Annotated in this window: 11 protein-coding genes; 5 read left to right on the top strand and 6 right to left on the bottom strand. The window is 53.2% G+C overall.

Annotated elements, in window-relative coordinates; all coding sequences use genetic code 11:
- Positions 1–243: 243 nt before the first annotated feature.
- On the top strand, positions 244–846 hold the full coding sequence (locus tag POG22_RS14585; protein ID WP_498906062.1) for a CPP1-like family protein: 603 nt from the start codon (positions 244–246) through the stop codon (positions 844–846).
- Positions 847–866: 20 nt separating this feature from the next.
- Here the strand turns inward: POG22_RS14585 and POG22_RS14580 are convergent, their stop codons facing one another.
- On the bottom strand, positions 867–1,565 hold the full coding sequence (locus POG22_RS14580) for an HAD family hydrolase (RefSeq protein WP_498906060.1): 699 nt from the start codon (positions 1,563–1,565) through the stop codon (positions 867–869).
- A 576-nt stretch (positions 1,566–2,141) separates the two neighbouring features.
- Here POG22_RS14580 and POG22_RS14575 point away from each other — a divergent pair.
- From POG22_RS14575 to POG22_RS14565, 3 genes are read left to right on the top strand one after another with little or no spacing between them, the layout of a single operon-like run.
- On the top strand, positions 2,142–4,187 hold the full coding sequence (locus POG22_RS14575) for a sensor histidine kinase (protein WP_498906058.1): 2,046 nt from the start codon (positions 2,142–2,144) through the stop codon (positions 4,185–4,187).
- Complete coding sequence (locus tag POG22_RS14570) at positions 4,165–7,755, top strand: PAS domain-containing protein (protein ID WP_498906056.1); 3,591 nt, start codon at positions 4,165–4,167, stop codon at positions 7,753–7,755. Before POG22_RS14575 ends, POG22_RS14570 begins: the two co-directional genes overlap by 23 nt.
- Before the next feature lie 14 nt (positions 7,756–7,769).
- Positions 7,770–8,156, top strand: coding sequence for a response regulator (locus POG22_RS14565; protein ID WP_017662223.1), 387 nt, complete (start codon positions 7,770–7,772; stop codon positions 8,154–8,156).
- Positions 8,157–8,563: 407 nt separating this feature from the next.
- Here the strand turns inward: POG22_RS14565 and serS are convergent, their stop codons facing one another.
- Complete coding sequence (gene serS / locus POG22_RS14560; protein ID WP_498906053.1) at positions 8,564–9,844, bottom strand: serine--tRNA ligase; 1,281 nt, start codon at positions 9,842–9,844, stop codon at positions 8,564–8,566.
- Between the two features lie 243 nt (positions 9,845–10,087).
- Here serS and psb32 point away from each other — a divergent pair, with 243 nt between their 5' ends.
- Complete coding sequence (gene psb32, locus POG22_RS14555; protein WP_498906052.1) at positions 10,088–10,807, top strand: photosystem II repair protein Psb32; 720 nt, start codon at positions 10,088–10,090, stop codon at positions 10,805–10,807.
- A gap of 328 nt (positions 10,808–11,135) precedes the next feature.
- On the opposite strand, the gene POG22_RS14550 is transcribed toward psb32, so the two are convergent.
- The 4 genes from POG22_RS14550 to POG22_RS14535 form a co-directional block, all read right to left on the bottom strand.
- Positions 11,136–12,458 (bottom strand): dihydrolipoamide acetyltransferase family protein, encoded by a 1,323-nt coding sequence (locus POG22_RS14550; RefSeq protein ID WP_498906050.1) that lies wholly within the window; start codon positions 12,456–12,458, stop codon positions 11,136–11,138.
- Positions 12,459–12,772: 314 nt separating this feature from the next.
- Positions 12,773–13,222 (bottom strand): YlqD family protein, encoded by a 450-nt coding sequence (locus tag POG22_RS14545; RefSeq protein WP_017662218.1) that lies wholly within the window; start codon positions 13,220–13,222, stop codon positions 12,773–12,775.
- 61 nt (positions 13,223–13,283) lie between these two features.
- Positions 13,284–15,254 carry an AMP-dependent synthetase/ligase gene (locus tag POG22_RS14540; protein WP_498906048.1) on the bottom strand — a complete coding sequence of 657 codons (1,971 nt, stop codon included), beginning with the start codon at positions 15,252–15,254 and terminating at the stop codon, positions 13,284–13,286.
- Positions 15,255–15,761: 507 nt separating this feature from the next.
- The coding region (locus tag POG22_RS14535; protein WP_498906064.1) for a transposase at positions 15,762–15,868 on the bottom strand (107 nt) is incomplete at its 5' end.

Raw genomic sequence — 15,868 nt, 5'->3', positions numbered from 1 at the left:
CCAGTCACCAGTCACCAGTCACCAGTCACCAGTCACCAGTCACCAGTCACCAGTCACCAGTCACCAGTCACCAGTGAGGTGATGAGGTGATGAGGCTAAACTGTTACCTGTTCGCTATCCTCACTCTTCCCTCTTCCCTCTTCCCTCTTCCCTCTTCACTGAAGAAGCTCCCCCTCTCCCTTACTCATCTTCTCCCCATCGCTGCTAAGCTAGAAGGGATAGCTACTTTACACGAATCGGGCAATGAGCGACCAGAATCCTTACGAACAACTTGGCGTTACAGAAGGTGCCTCGTTCGAGGAAATTCAAGCTGCTCGCGATCGTCAAGTCGAACAACACCACAACGACCGCAAACAGATCGAACAGATTGAAATTGCCTACGACGCCGTTTTGATGGATCGGCTGCGGTTGCGCCAACAAGGTAAAATCAAAGTCCCCGAGGGGATTCGTTTTCCCGAGCGATCGATGCCGGCGCCGCCTCAAACTGCCACACCCACAGCATCGAATCGAATGCCCGACTGGTTGCAAAGTTCCATCGACACTCCCAGTCAAAGCGACATTCTCTGGCCGGCAGGTGTGTTCGTCCTGTTGAGCGTTCTCAGTGCGGTCAGCGCGGAATACGCCCCCATCGCCCTCGCGTTCGGGGCAGGTGCGAGCTTGTATTTTCTCAACCGCAAAGAGAAACGATTCGGACGGGCGATCCTGTTTACCTTAGTCGCGACGATCGTGGGAATTCTTATCGGCGGACAGTTGGCGGCGTGGCTCGGCGCGCAGGTGGCTGCTGAAACTTTTGCCGCTTGGGTGACGTTCTTCTTGTTATGGTTGGTGTCGAGCTTTTTGCGGTAAGGCTCGTTTTCCGACTCGAGTTAACTGACGACTTGGGTTGCCCGTTCGACGACGAGATCGACGGCTTCGGTTAAGTCTTCGACGATGCGATCGGGGCGGTAGGGGCTCAGTCGTTGTCGGTCGCGGATGCCTGAGAGGACGCCGATAAATTTAACGCTGTAGGTACGGGCGGCGATCGCGTCGGCTTCGGTATCGCCCACCATCCACTGTTCGCCCGCTGGGGGAAGCTCCATCAACGCCTGTCGCATCAAGCGGGGCTTATCTTGGGTGTCGAGGCTTTTGGCTTCGTCGTTGCCGATGCAGTAGCGACGATGGGGGGGAAAGAAGCGATCGAGTCCGCACCGATAGAGGGCTTCTTCGAGTTCTCTCTGGCGGCGCATCGTCATCAGGACGAGATCGAGTCCCGATCGCTGCGCCCGTTCTAAGGCGTCGATCGCGCCGGGAATCAGGCGATCGTGGTGGAGATAGGGGGAACTGTGAACGGTTTGGCTGCGAAGTCGGGCGAACTGTCGGGCGCGATCGCGGTCGAGTCCAGAAATGACACCGATTTCGCGTTCGGGAACGCACGATCGCTTCAACTGCCAAAATTCGGATTTCGAGAGGCGCTTGACGGGGCGATCGCGGGGGCGCAACTGTTCGAGACAGTCTTGGTACACGCAATAATACCGATCGGACACGTCGACGATCGGCCCGTCGAAATCGGTGATGAGTCTGAGCATGGGGGGCGTGGAGTCGTGAGGTTTGCAGCTCTGGGTTAAGTTTTATCACATTTGGCTCGTGACGCTCGGTAAGAGCCGGACACTGTAGCGATCGCCGTTTGGGTAGTGCCGTACTCTAATGATGCTGGTCAGTCACAATCCCTTTCGTGGTAAGGATTCAAAAACCACGGTAGCATTACTCCTCATCACAACCAGAGTCCCTGATAGTTATGATGCCAGCGATTCGTAATATTACTTAGAATCTTTAAAGATGGCGCTACATTCTGTATCATTCTTATACAAATTACCATGAGTGAGATGGCGAAAAAGGGCAGCTTCGACAGAAATTGTTGTAGATCTTCATAAAATTTACTTATCTACTTAATCTCAACAAATTCTGTTAGATCGCAGGCTAAATTTCGGCAATATCGAGCGATCGGGACTCCAGCATCATTCAAACGCAACAAAACTGCAATTTAGACCTTTCTTTTTCCGGTTTAAATTTATGACATCGTTTAGACTGACTAAATAGCGTTTGCTTGCAAACGCCCCTCTCCGAGTCAGGTCAGGGAATCTGTCGATTTTTTCCAAAAGCTCATGGCGCGTTTGACTTTAAGGAAAATTACAAGTAAACCCGAGGTGCGATCGCTGCTCGATCGCCTAGCTGAAACGTTACCTCACCCGTTTCAAATTGTCGATACTTACCAAAATATCTTACTCGAAACGGGTGAAATCATATCTCCCGTCCGACATGATATTGAAATCTCGGATACCGTCTTAGGATGGGTTTTCGGAGATGATAACAGTCGTATTGTCGCCGATCTCTTGATTTTTTCACTTCAACGAGAACTTGAAAAAAAATCACTAGCTCGCGAACTTTTAGAACGATATCAAGAACTCGACCTGTTTTATGAAATAGCCACGAAAATTACAGCAAGCCTCGACCTCAAAACCATTGCCAAGCTCGTCTTACAAGAAATTCAAGCCTCGATGCCTTTAACGAGTGGCTCGATTTGGCTGCTCGATAGCGCTTTACCCCACTCCCGCGAACCCGACGGTGCCACTGAAAGTCTGGACGAGGCTCGCCACCTCCACCTGCTCTTCCAAAGTGGCACGATCCTGCCCTGGGGAAACTCCCTCGCACTCGACGAGAGCATTCTCGGCGACATCGTCCGTCAAAGACGCAGTGAAATCGTCAACGATGTAGTCCTCGATCCCAGAGCCAAAGCGGGCGATCGCCAACTGGGGTCTCTGCTCTGCGTTCCCCTCGTGGTGCGCGAAAGTATCACGCACTGCTACCGCGAACGCACCATCGGCGTTCTAGCCGTCTCTCACTACCCCGCCCTGACCTATAGCGCCGAACATCTCAAACTGCTGACCCTGTTCGCCGTCCAAACCGCGATCGCCATCGAAAAAGCCCTACTCTACAATCGTAGCTGCGACGCCGCCGATCGCGCCCAACAGCAAGCCCAACAACTTCAAGCAGCGCTCCAAGAACTCCAACAAGCCCAAACTCACCTCGTCCAGAGCGAAAAAATGTCGAGTTTGGGGCAGATGGTGGCTGGCGTCGCCCACGAAATTAACAACCCCGTCAACTTCATCAACGGCAACCTCAGTCACGCCTGCGATTACATCCAAGACCTCCTCGGACTCATCGTCCTCTATCGCCAACGCTACCCCAACGCCGACGAAGACATCGAAGACTTTCTCGACGAAATCGACCTCGATTTTCTCAACCACGACCTGCCCAAACTGCTGTCTTCGATGCAAGTAGGCATCGATCGCATTCGCGCGATCGTTCAGTCCTTGAGAAACTTCTCTCGCATCGATCGCGACAGTACCCAACCCACCGACCTGCACGAAGGTCTCGACAGTACCCTCCTCATCCTCAACCACCGCATTAAAGCCAAAGGCGGCCGTCCCGAAGTCAAAATCGAGCGACATTACGGCGATCTGCCCCTCGTCGATTGCTTTGCCGGACAGCTCAACCAAGTCTTCGTCAACATTATCGCCAACGCCATCGACGCAATGGAAGAAGCGGGAATTCCCCAACCCACGATCTCGCTCGGTACAGAATTTCGCGACGACCGTTGGGCAGTGATTCAGATCGCAGACAACGGCCCGGGCATGGACGAAGATGTAGCCAAACAAATTTACGACCCATTCTTTACCACCAAAGCTCTCGGTAAAGGAACCGGTCTCGGGTTAGCCATCAGCCGTCAAGTCGTCGTCGACAAACACGGCGGGCGGCTCGACTGTCGCTCCCAACCCGGCAAAGGGACGCAGTTCGAGATCTGGCTCCCGCTAGCACCGGAATTCAGAGAAACCTTACCCTCACTAGCAGCTTCCGGCGATCCGGACGAGGTAGAAGCCTCGATCGCGACGACGCGATCGGTCGATCCGGCCGCGATCGTGCGCTTTCAAGATCGCAACCCGGCGCGTTACCAACACCTCGTCGATCGCCTCGCTCGCTACAATCCCGAAATTCAGCATTTTTCTCCCGAGCGGATTTACCAAATGCTGATGTCGATGCCGATATTAATCAAGCTCTATCTCGCATCTCTCAAACTCGACGAGCGATCTCAGAGCGATCGCTCCGGTTCCTCTCACGTTGAAGCCGATGTCCGATCTCGCGAACCCTAACCCCCAATTCCGCGACGACCGCGATCGCGAAATCGCCGAACTGCGATCGCGCTTGTCTGCTCTCGAACACTCCTTTCTCAGCCGACAAACCGCCCTCTCGAACGTTATCGCCAACATTCGCGCCACCCTCGACCTCGAGGAAATCTTTCGGACGACGACCCGTGAAGTCCGACAACTCCTCGATGCCGATCGCGTGGGAATCTTTCGCTGGTTTTCCGAAAGCAGCAACCAAGACGGCGAATTCATCGCCGAAGATGTCGCCTCCGGTTACGATTCGGCCTTAGCAGCCCGAGTGCGCGATTACTGTTTCGGTGGAGAGTTCGCCCGAGACTACGTCCGCGGCCGCGTCCAAGCCGTCACCGACATTTACGACGCTGGATTGAGCGACTGCCACATCGACATTTTGTCGCGGTTTCAAGTACGGGCGAACCTGGTGGTTCCCCTCAATAAAAACGACGAACTCTGGGGCTTGTTGTGCGTCCACCAATGCCGCGCGCCCCGAGCCTGGAGCGAGTCAGACGTGGAGTTCGCCCGTCAGATCGCCCTACATCTCGACGTGGCCATCCAACAAGCCGAAATGCTCGATCGCCTGCGCCAACAAAACCAACAGCAAATCGAGCGTATCGCCACCAACGTTCCCGGCGTCATTTACCAGTTCCGCCTCGATGCCGACGGGTCGATCTCGTTTCCCTATTTTTCCGCTGGCAACGATGCCTTTGCCGAACTGTCTCCCCGCGACATCGAACGAAACGCCGCTCACCTCGTCGATCGCATCCATCCCGACGATCGCCGACAATTTGACGAGTCCGTGGTGCGATCGGCCCGAACCCTCACCCTCTGGGAGTGGGAAGGACGCATGACCATGCCGTCAGGAACCGTTCGCTGGATGGAAGCGCGGGCCCGCCCCGAACGACAAGAGGATGGAACCGTCGTCTGGTACGGTTGGTTTAACGACTGCACCGAACAAAAAGCGATCGAAGAAGAACGACAACTGCTGGTGTCCCTCGTCGAAAACAGCTCGGACATTATCGGAGTGGCCGGCTTAAACGGCTTCGCACGCTATGTCAACGCCGCCGGACGCCAGACCTTGGGAATTTCCCCCGACGAGGACGTTACGAGCCGTCGCCTGTCAGAGTTTTTCCCCGCCGAAACGTTTCAATACATCGAGCAGCAGGTGTTGCCTGTCGCCTTTGAAACCGGTCGCTGGCGCGGCGAAGTTCAATTTCGGCACTTTCAAACTGACGAACCGATTCCCGTCGATTACCACCTGTTTACGATTACTCATCCGAAAACCGGTCAGTGTATGGGTTTAGCCACGGCGACGCGGGATATGAGCGAGTACAAACGGGTCGAGCGGGAACTGCAAGCCTCGAAGGAGTTCTTGCAACTGGTCATCGACAGCATTCCTCAACTGGTGGTGTGGAAAAATCGCGACGCCGTGTTTCTCGGCGGCAACCGACGGGTAGCCGACCAGGCCGGGCTCGATTCGGTCGCAGCGCTGATCGGCAAAACCGATCGCGATATGCCCTGGCAGGAGGCGGCTGAGGGATACGTCACCTGCGATCGCCGCGTCATGGACACTAACACGCCCGAATATCACACGATCGCGCTGCTGCCCCAGCCCGATGGAACGGTGCGATATTTGGATACGAACCGCATCCCGTTGCGGGACGAGGCGGGACAGGCCATCGGTGTCGTCGTCACCGCAGAAGACGTAACCGAGCGACAACAGGCAGAAGAGACACTGCAACGGACTCTGGCCGACCTCAGTGCCATTATCGACAACCTCGCCGACGGCCTGCTCGTCACCGATACCGCCGGACGCATTACGCGCTTCAATCCGAAGTTACGCTCGATGTTCGAGGTGTCCGAAGGGAATTTAATCGATCGCACCTGTGCCGAATGCGGGTTGTTGGAAGTGGCAACCCTCGTCGATCGCGTTCAGAAAACTCCCTCGGAACAGGTGTTGACGGCAGAACTTCCCCTCTCGGAAAATCGCATCGGTCAGGCATTGGCGAAAAACGTTTTTAAAGAGACGTCTGAGGACGATAATTTCTGGAGCGGTTCGGTGATTTTGATTCGAGATGTAACTCTCGAGAAAGAAGTCGATCGCATGAAAACTGACTTTATCTCGACGGTGTCTCACGAGTTACGAACGCCGCTGACGTCGGTGTTGGGGTTTGCCTCGATCGTACAGGAAAAACTCGAAGAGTCCGTGTTTCCGCTGGTGTTGGAGGGCGATCGCAAGGTTCAAAAACACGTGCGGCGCGTCCGGCAAAATTTAGACATCATTATCTCGGAAGCCGAACGACTGACCGTGTTGATCAACGACGTGTTGGATATCGCCAAAATGGAAGCCGGGAAGGTGGAGTGGAACATGACGCTCCTCTCTGCTGAAGAGTTGCTCGATCGCGCTTTGGCTGCAACCTCGGCGTTAATCGACGGGAAGAATATCGAGATCCGACGCGAAGTCGAACCGGATTTACCGGAAATCTACGGCGATCGCGATCGCTTGATTCAAGTGGTCATCAACTTACTCTCGAATGCCGTGAAGTTTACCGACGAAGGGACGATTACCTGTCGCGTCGAACATCGCGACAATTATCTCTGTCTCAGCGTGCAGGATACGGGAATCGGTATCGCCCCTGAAGATATCGATAAAGTGTTCGATAAGTTCAAGCAAGTCGGCGAAACCCTCACCGACAAACCGAAAGGAACGGGGTTGGGGTTGCCTATTTGCCAGCAAATTCTCGAACACCACGGCGGTCGGATTTGGGCAGAAAGTCAGTTCGGCGAAGGTAGTACGTTTTCGTTTACCCTACCGATCGGCGATCCGTCAGAACACCTGTTGCTTGAAGGCCGGCCGAACATCGACATTGCGCCGTTGATGCAGCAGTTACAGGAACACACGGCGACAGGTGGCCAGACGAACGCGGCGCGATCGCAGAAAACGATTTTGGTGGTGGACGACGACGAACACGTGCGGGAGTTGTTGCGCCAGTCCCTCGAGGCTCAAGGTTATCAGGTGAAGCAGGCCAAAGACGGCGTGGAAGCGATCGCCCAAGTGAAGCGATCGCGCCCCGATCTCATCGTTCTCGACGTGATGATGCCCTATATCGACGGGTTCGACGTGGCGGCGGTGTTGAAGAACGAGCCGCAAACGATGAAGATTCCCATTTTAGTGTTGTCGATTATTGAAGATCGCGAGCGGGGGGTTCGCGTGGGGGTCGATCGCTATTTAACCAAACCCATCGATCGCCAAGGGCTGTTGCGAGAAGTGGGGTCGTTGCTGTCTCAGGGATCGTCGAAGAAAAAGGTGTTGGTGGTCGATCGCGATGCCTCTGCGTTGAAAGTTCTCTCAGAAGTGTTGGCGGCTCAAGGGTATAGCGTCGCCGAAGCCTCGACCGATCTCGAGTGCATTGAAAAGGCTCTTTCGCTCAAACCCGATATTATTGCGATCGATTCGGGTTTCTTTCAGCAACACGATATCGTTAAAACATTGCGGTTCGAGAAAGGGTTAGAAAACGTTTTGTTCGTGTTACTCGGCGATCGACAAGAATCTCGTTAAGGGGAGAAGTTTTAATGGAGCGGAAAGTGTTAATTGTTGATGACGAGCCAAATATTCGGATTTTACTCGAACAGGCTTTAGAAGATCTCGAAGATGAAGGGGTCGAGTTGATTACAGCTCAAAACGGCATGGAAGCCTTGGATATCATAGAGAAAGAAAAGCCTCAACTCGTATTTTTGGATGTCATGATGCCGAAAAAGAACGGGTTTGAAGTGTGTCAAACGGTCAAGCAAAACCGAGATCTCAAGGAGGTTTATATTATTATGTTGACGGCAAAAGGGCAGGAATTTGATAAAAATAAAGGCATGGAATCGGGAGCAGATCTGTATATGACAAAACCGTTTCGACCGAAAGAGGTGTTAAAAAAATCCATCGACGTACTGGGTTTAGAGTTAGATTGAAGGGTGGTCGAGTTCGCTGAGGGGTGCATCTCAGTTTTGCAAAAACATGAGAATTGGAGTCTGAAATCCTTATTCTCTCGTATAGATTTACATTGTTGAGATGCACCCGACGATTAAGAAGTATATTGAGGCACAAGGAACGGTTTAATACGGAGCTTAAAAGCTCCGACGCGTTCGTCCCACGCTTAAAAGACGTGGGCTTTGCTCCCTTCCCTGTAATCAGAAGGGTCAATGAAGCGCAAAAGTCTTCAAACCTGTCTGCCCGTCAAAACGGAGAACCCTACCCAAGAATAAGTCTTTTCGCCTCGGGAGCCGGGGCGACAGCGCGGGTTCTTCTTCGGATGTGGAGGCATCGGCGGACGAGACGCGAAGCCCCCGTCATAATCTTTGATTTGACGTGGGGTAGCTCACAGCACTTCCCGTCCCAAATAGGGTTGTAATACCTCGGGAACGCGAATCGTGTTGTCCGGTAGCTGGTAGTTTTCCAACACCGCCGCCATCGTGCGACCGATCGCCAATCCCGAACCGTTGAGGGTGTGGGCGTATTGGGTTCCCTTTTTCCCTTTTTCCTTAAAGCGAACGTTACCCCGTCTCGCTTGGAAATCTCCAAAATTCGAGCAACTGGAAATTTCGCGATAGGTTCCCGAGGCAGGCAACCATACCTCTAAGTCGTAGCACTTGTTCGCGCCGAAGCCTAAATCTCCCGTGCAGAGTTCGATGACGCGATAGGGCAGTTTCAACGCCTGTAAAATCGCCTCGGCATCCCGTACCAACGATTGATGTTCGTCTTCCGAGGTTGCTGGGCGCACCACTTTCACCAATTCCACCTTGTTGAACTGGTGCAGTCGAATCAGTCCTCGAGTGTCTTTCCCGTAGCTTCCCGCCTCGCGACGGAAACAGGGAGTATAGGCACAGTGATAAATCGGTAACTCGTCGGAAGTGAGGATTTCGTCGCGATAGAGGTTGGTGAGGGGAACTTCTGCTGTCGGCGTCAACCAGAGATCGTCAGAGTCGCATTTGAAGCTTTCTTCGGCGAATTTGGGCAGTTGTCCCGTGGCTTGTAACGAGGCGCTGTTGATGAGGAAGGGAGGGATAACTTCCGTGTATCCGGCGGCGATTTGTCGGTCTAGCATGAAGCTAATCAGCGCTCGTTCTAAGGCTGCGCCCGCCCCGAGGAGGGCGACGAAACGACTTTGGGCAACTTTTACGGCGCGATCGACCGCCAGAATCCCCATTTTTTCAGCGATGTCCCAATGGGGCAGAATTTTCTCGTTTTGGGGTTTGTGTTCGTCTCCCCAACGGCGAATTTCCACGTTTTCCGTTTCGTCTTTTCCGGTTGGCGTGGAATCGCTGGGAAGGTTGGGAAGGTTCAGCAACAGCGTTTCGAGTTGGGCTTTGAGTTCCTTCTCTTGGGGTTCGAGGTCGCTCAGTTGCGTTTTAACCTGGTTTCCTTCGGCTTTGAGACTTTGAATCTCTTCGCCTTTGGGATCGCTTCCCGATTTGATTTTTTGCCCGATCGCTTTCCCGATTTCGTTGCTGCGGGCTTGCAGTTGCGATCGCTGCGTTTCTAAGTCCCGTTGTTGGCGATCGAGTTCGACGATCTCCGTAATATCGTAGCCGTCCCCGCGCAGGGTGAGTTTATCTCGGACGGCTTCAGGGTTGTCTCGGATGAGTTTGATGTCTAGCACGATTCGCGAAGAGGTAAGTAAAGTCGTGAACTGCCGATAAAGCGTCGAGGAGCGATCGGTTCGCGGTCGTCCGTTGTCGGTCGCGACACAACGATCCGCCCTTTAAACTATCAGGTTTTGCCCTCCCTCTGCATCTGTGCGATCGCGTGAATTTGTAAAGTTCGCGCGATCGCACGTCGGAAATGAGAAAGCCCATCGGTATCCTAGTATTACTTACTGCTCGAGAGTTTTTGAAGACACGCCATGAAACAGCTCCTCCAATCGATCGAACTCGGTCAACGCTACCTCCGAGGTATGGGGTTGGCGATATTGGCGGCGATCGCCGTGTTTGCGATCGCCACACCTGCCTCCGCTACGGGGGTTTACGATATGCCCTTCCTGTCTCCGGGCGATCCCACCTGGGTTATCGATGACGGCAACGCCATCAGCCGCATTAACGAAAGCCAACTCAGCAAAGCCTTCGACAAACTTCGCCAAGACACCGAAACCGAAGTGCGCGCCGTGACAATTCGCCATTTAGATTACGGCGAAACCATCGAAAGTTTCACAAACGCCCTCTTCGAGAAATGGTTTCCCACCCCAGAAGCCCAGGCGAATCAAGTGTTACTCGCCCTCGACGTGGTGACGAACAACGCCGCGATTCGCGTAGGTGAAGCAGCAGCAGAAACCCTCAACCCAGAAATTGCTGAAAGTGTCGCCCAAGAAACGCTGTTGTATCCACTCATCGAAGGGGACAAATATAACGAGGCGTTCTTGGAAGCCAAAGATCGTTTAGTTGCCGTATTGTCTGGCGAACCCGACCCCGGTGCGCCCGATTTAAACAACACCGTTCGAGTCGAAGGAACCTTCGCCACGGCAGAAGAAACCGAAGCCAAAAAAGGCAATTCGACCACCGTTGTTATCGTGTTGTTGATTGCGGCGACGGTTATTCCGATGGTCACCTATTTCGTTTTATATCAGTAAAAATTCCGATTTTAACGATTTAAAAAATCTGCCAAACCCCAGTTTGTTCGTCAACAATCTGGGGTTTTTGCTGCGATAATTTTTTTCGGTTCTCTCCCTAAATTTCTCTCCCAAAGAGAAAGAGGGAGAGTACATCTCAATGAATGTAAAAACACGAAGCTCTGGGTAGGGTGGACTTCGGCAACGCTGCCGTCCACGGGTGGACCGGAGTGGAACCCAACAGCCGCTCGGAAAGCGTCAGCGGTGCGTAGCACGATCGAGTAGGTAGCTCGTATCCGATGAATTTACATTTTTGAGATGCACCCGATTAGACAGCGAGGAAACAATCTTACAGCGTCAGAGATTGCGGGTTGTTTTCGATGAGGTCTGCCAAATCTTTCAAGAACGCCGCCGCGTCTGCACCGTAAATAATGCGGTGATCGCAGGTAATGTTCACTTGCATTTGACGTTTGACACCCATCATGCCGTCGTCCGTGGCCACAACCTGGGGACGAGAGGCACCGATCGCGAGAATCGATCCTTGTCCGGGGGGTAAAATCGCATCGAAGCGATCGACCCCGAACATTCCCAAATTGGACAGGGTAAAGGTTCCCGTACTGTACTCTTCCGGTTGCAGTTGTTTCGATCGCGATCGCGCCACGAGATCCTTCCACGACCGAGACAGCGAGTAAATATCCATTTGGTCGGCATCGCGCATCACCGGCGTAATCAAGCCGCCTCCGGGCATAGCCACCGCCACCGCCACGTTAATGTTGCTGTTGTACTGAACGCCCTGTTCGGTGTAGCTGGCGTAAAGTAACGGGTGTTTCTGCAACGTCACCGCCACGGCTTTCGCCAGTAGCCCCGTCATCGTCACGCCTTTGGACTTAATTTGCTTGTACAGGGCATCTAAATTGTCCGTGGTGATGGTGTAACCCACGTGGAACGTCGGCACTTGCAAACTCGCCATCATGTTCCGCACCACTGCCCCTTGCAGCGTATTGAACGGAACCACCTGACCCAAGGGGGCGCTCGTGGCAGCCGGAGCCGTTGTCGTGGGGGCTTGCGCCGGAACTGAGGGAACTGCCGACGGAGCGGGAGCTGAGGGCATCGGTGCAACTGCCGTTGCAGTGGGTTGGACGGGTTGTCCGGCCGCTGCTTGCACGTCTTCCGCCACGATACGACCGTAAGGACCGCTCCCGTGCAACCCGTTCAAATCGACTTTCAGCTCTTTGGCTAACTTCCGGGCGCGAGGAGAGGCGACAATGCGTCCGCCATTTTGTCCGCTGGCCGCCGCTTGAGACGCGCCGTTTTGTGCCGTCGCTGCGGCTGGAGTCGGTTGGGGGGTTGACGGCGTTTCCGAAGCGGCCGCCGTCTGGGGTTGCCCTTGTTGCTGTTGCTGGGCTTTTTGCTTGGCTTCTTCGATTTCCGCTTCCGTTTCGGCTAACAGGGCGATGGTTCCGCCGACGGGGGCGACTTCGCCTTCTCCGACAACGATGGTCGCCAGAATCCCTTCGTAGAAGGACTCCACGTCCATATCAGCTTTGTCCGACTCGACGACAACCACCGTTTCGCCTTTTTCCACCTTGTCCCCTGGGGATTTCGTCCAAGAGACGATTTTGCCTTCAGTCATGGTGGAACTTAGGGCAGGCATGAAGATTTCGTGGATCATAAGGGGACTTCCCGCGCTCTACACTTGAGGAAAACTACCGTTTGCAAATACCCAAACATACCATGTCGCGGACGCGAGGGGAGAGGGGGAGAGGGGGAGCCAGGGAGAAAGGGAGAAAGGGAGAGGGGGAGAAAGGGAGAGGGAGAGAAAGGGAGAAACTGTTACCTGTCAACTGTTTTCACTGGTGACTGGTGACTGGTGACTGAAACACTGCTCACTGTTCACTGTTCACTGTTCACTGTAAAAGGGGGGGAAATCAGTTGACAGTTTCTCCCTTTGTTCTCCTTGTCTCCCTTGTCCTTCTTGTCTCCCTTTTACAGTTCGCCGCGAACTTCGATAATTTCTCCGTCTTTAATTACAATTTCAGTTTGTAATTTTTGGATTAAATTATCGCCTTGACCGGCATAAAACAGACTTTCAATTTGTCCTTGGTTGACCTCGCGATCGAGTTCGACGGTTTCGACTTGTTGCAGTTGCTGTAACACTTGATTTTTTTGTTCGAGCAACTGGCTCTTACGCTGGTTGACTTGAATTTGAATGTTGTCGATTTGTTGCTGCACTTGCGGCCCGGGCGGTTGAAGCCCTTGCGTTTTCAGTTCCGTGACAGCTTTCTGCGCTTGCATTTCGAGCTGCTGAAGCTGGCTGTCGAAGCGATCGATCTGCTTTTGCAGTTGCTCTTGGGCTTCTTCTTTCCATCGAGGCGTCACGATCGCTTTAATCGTAACGTTCCGTTTCAGGAGTAGTTTCGAGTTGTCGAGTTCCATGAATCTTTAAAAGCTGTCGTATACAAAAGGTCGAAAGTCCGTTCGAGACCGGCAGACTCGCTTACTCGAACATCTTGTCAATCGTATCGCGGTAGCGTTCCCGAACGACAGGCCGTTTGATTTTTAGCGTTTGCGTCATCGAACCGTTTTCGATCGAGAACGGCTCGAGAATCAAGCAAAACGGCCCGATGCGATCGTCGGCGCGGTAGCCGGGGCGGTTCTTCACCTCCCGGTTGAGTTCCCCGCGAAACAGTTTCTTCACGCGATCGCTCTCGATATCGACGGGAGGCGTCGCCTCAGCGTTAACGGATATCCCCTGTTCCGTCGCCCACTGCGTCAACGCTTCCCAGTTGGGGACGATTAACGCGCCGAGTTGTTTGCGATCCTGTCCCACCACCATAATTTGGTCGATGTAAGCACTCCGCACGCAGGCGTCTTCAATCGGTTGCGGTTCGATGTTCTCCCCGTTGCTTAAAACGATGGTATCCTTGGCGCGTCCGGTCAGCACCAAGTATTTACCGGGTAACAAACGCCCCAAATCGCCCGTATCGAACCAACCTTGAGGATCGATCGCCTTTTGGGTGGCTTCCGGGTTGCGGTAATACCCTTTCATAATTTGCGGACCGCGCGCCAACACCAAACCCGTTTCGCCTTCGGGTAAAACTTCCCGCGTTTCAGGATTGACGATGCAGATTTCCGTGTCGATGACCGGGAGACCAGAAGAACCCTGTAAGTTTTGCCAAGCCCGCCGCACGGTCAATACAGGTGAAGTTTCGGTTAAGCCGTAGCCGACGAGGAGGTTAATACCGATAACCTCGAAAAAGGTATCGATATGGCGGGCTAACGACCCGCCGCCGCTGATGAGATATTTGACGTGACCTCCCGTCGCCGCACGAACCTTAGAATACACCAATTTACTGCCGAGGCGATGGAGGGGAGATAGGGCGGCTTTTTTGGCTTTGGCTTTGAGGCGTTGGAGTTTTGACGGGGGCGTGGCGTCCAAACTCAAGCCTTGGCTGCGATGTTTCGCTTCGATGTAGCGTTCGCTGATATCGATGAAGAAGTTCGCGAGTTTTTGTTTTTTCGGCGGCTGTTGGCGGAAGGTTTTTTGCACGCCTTCGTAAATCGATTCCCACAGTCGCGGAACGCCCACCATCACGTGAGGTTTGTGCTGTTTGAGATCCTGTTTGAAATGGCGAATGCTCGTGTAGATTAGCGTGCAACCTTGAGACAGGAGATAATACTCGCAAGTGCGTTCGTAGGCGTGCCAACTGGGGAGGATGCTGAGGGCGCGATCGCCGGGTTCGGGGGGAAACACGCTGCGAAAGGCGTTAATTTGATGTAAGAAGTTGCCGTGGGTTAGCATTGCACCTTTCGGTCGCCCCGTCGTTCCCGAGGTGTAGATGAGGGTGGCGAGAGTCTCGCGCGTGACGGCGGGAGATCGAAAGTCTCCCGAAGCCCCAATTTCCATCAGTTGGGTGAAGTTGAGGACTCGAAACGGCATTTCTTCAGGTGGCGTTTCGTCCGAGAGCAATACCACCCAGGTTAAGGTATCGTTCAATTTGAGGCTGTCGTCAGTTGCCGATCGCAGTTTGTCGAGAGTCGCTAAATCTTCGACGACGAGTCCCGAACTTTGGCTGTGTTGGAAAATGTAGAGGAGTTCGTCGCGATCGGCTTGGCTCGATCGCACCACGTTCGCCGCCCCCGCTGCAATAATTCCTTGGTCGGCGACGAGCCAACGGGGGCTATTTTCGGCAAATAAAGCCACGCGAGGCGGTTCGTCAGCTAATTGTACCCCCAAGCTTTGCAATCCGCTTGCAAATTGGCGAATTTGCTGCCAGAGTTTGCGGTAACTGAGGCGGAGGTCGTCGTAGTGGTGTGGGTCGTGTAAGGCGGTGAGTTGGCCGAATCGGTCGGCTGCGATCGCCCAAACTTCTGACAGTGCGTTAACTTGCGTGTAATCACTGCCTTTGTTGAAGTTGACCCGTTCGCGATCGGTCAGTTCTCGGTGAGAGACAACGGCTCGATTCATGATAGATGAGAATGATTGCGAATTTCTTTCAACTTTAATATCTGCGCGGATTTACGGAAACTCTGGAGCGGGTGTGACAGCGGTGAGATCGATCGCCTCAGTGGTGCAGAAAACTTTTCGAGATCGGGGGATTGACAAAACACATAAAATATGTATTAGGATTCAAGTCAGATCCCCGGCATCTCCAAGATGCCGGGGATCTCCGGCAGCCATTTACCGATCTGGGATTTTGCGGTCAACCCTTTAATACGGTGATATCTTTTCTAACAAGGGTTTCAGGACTTTTCTGCACCATTAAGGATCGATCGCCGTTATGGGGAGGGGGAGGGAGCGATCGAGAAATATAAGATTTGATGATATTATTGTTTGGCGATAGTTTGAATGTTCTCAATACGCTATAAAACTGCTCTAGGTTTTGGCAGGATTTATCAAATATAATATAAATTTATTTTATCGAACGTCATAAAAAATGGTTATCGAAAAACTTGGGTTTAAAACCCCGTCCTTCTAGGACTGCTTTCTCTGATTCTCAATGTATTGCTTGAGAATCTCGACAGGTGCGCCACCAACGGATGACGCAAAATAGCTCGGACTCCACAAGGCATCTTTTTTGT

This window comes from Geitlerinema sp. CS-897 (genome assembly GCF_028368005.1).
In the GTDB taxonomy this organism is placed as follows: Bacteria; Cyanobacteriota; Cyanobacteriia; order Cyanobacteriales; family Geitlerinemataceae; genus Baaleninema; species Baaleninema simplex.
Note: the sequence above shows the minus strand (reverse complement) of the source record. Positions and strands in the feature narration are given on the sequence as shown.